Genomic DNA, 1,341 nt, shown 5'->3' on the forward strand with positions numbered 1-1,341 from the left:
GGCTGCGGAGCTCATCAAGAAGGCCGCCGGCCTGCAGAAGGGCTCGGCGACGCCGCACACGGTCAAGGTGGGCAAGATCACCAAGGACCAGGTCCGTCAGATCGCCGAGACCAAGCAGGCCGACCTCAACGCGAACGACATCGAGGCCGCCTCGCAGATCATCGCCGGCACCGCCCGCTCCATGGGCATCACGGTCGAGGGCTGAGGAGAACAATCATGGCTACCAAGTCCAAGGCATACCGCGCTGCCGCCGAGAAGATCGAGGCAGACCGTTTCTACACTCCCGCCGAGGCCGTCGCCCTGGCGAAGGAGACCGGCTCGTCGAGGTTCGACGCGACCGTCGAGGTCGCACTGAAGCTCTCGGTCGACCCCCGCAAGGCGGACCAGATGGTGCGCGGCACCGTCATCCTGCCGCACGGCACGGGAAAGACCGCGCGCGTCATCGTGTTCGCCACCGGTCCCGCGGCCGAGGCTGCGATCGCGGCCGGCGCTGATGAGGTCGGCGGCGCCGAGCTCATCGAGAAGGTCGCCGGCGGCTGGACCGCGTTCGACGCGGCCGTCTCGACGCCCGAGCTCATGGGCCAGGTCGGTCGTCTCGGAAAGGTGCTGGGCCCCCGCGGTCTGATGCCGAACCCGAAGACCGGCACGGTGACCCCGAACCCGGCCAAGGCCGTTGAGGACATCAAGGGCGGAAAGATCGAGTTCCGCGTCGACAAGCACGCCAACGTGCACTTCGTCGTCGGCAAGGCGTCGTTCTCCGCCGAGCAGCTGGGCGAGAACATCGGCGCCGCGCTCGAGGAGATCGTGCGCCTGAAGCCGTCGAGCTCGAAGGGCCGTTACATCCAGAAGGGTGCGGTGTCGACCACGTTCGGCCCCGGCATCCCGCTGGACGTCAACGCCATCTGAATCGCGTCGCTCGAAGGGCCCTCACCTCGGTGGGGGCCCTTCGTCGTGCTCGGGATGTCGCGGGATCCCGCGATTTTCCGCGCGACACGCCAGGCGGAGGCCCCGATTTGCCCGGCCCGGGGATCCTGCGTAAGTTATTACCTGTTCGCCCCACAGGGAAGCGGAAAGGCCGAGAGCCTCACCCCCTCAAGCGGAGAACCACCCCCGATCCTTCTCACTCTTGAGAGTCCGGACCATCGCGTCTAGGATGGGGGATCCACCTCGTGGTACGCGGTCGACGGTCGCGCAGCGGATCCTGGATCCGCCGGCGCCGATTTGACAGGCTCCGCGAAACGGATAAGCTAGAGAAGTTGTCTCGAAGCTCGAAGAGCTTCGGTGAACGGCTCTGGTCCCGGGTCATCCGGCATGTCGATTTGACAGCCTGAACGACGCGGA

At 66.7% G+C, this 1,341-nt stretch carries 1 protein-coding gene and 1 pseudogene; both read left to right on the top strand.

Going from position 1 to position 1,341, the window contains the following annotated elements; all coding sequences use genetic code 11:
* Positions 1 to 205 (top strand): annotated as a pseudogene (locus KYX17_RS31540) (50S ribosomal protein L11); the annotation flags it as partial.
* An 11-nt stretch (positions 206 to 216) separates the two neighbouring features.
* Positions 217 to 906, top strand: coding sequence for a 50S ribosomal protein L1 (gene rplA / locus KYX17_RS31545; protein WP_243233718.1), 690 nt, complete (start codon positions 217 to 219; stop codon positions 904 to 906).
* The last annotated feature ends 435 nt before the right edge of the window (positions 907 to 1,341 follow it).

This window comes from Microbacterium sp. CIAB417, from assembly GCF_022788845.1.

Coding starts and splice junctions, on each gene's coding strand:
- rplA (WP_243233718.1), top strand. CDS start 217: ATGGCTACCAAGTCCAAGGCATACCGCGCTGCCGCCGAGAAGATCGAG.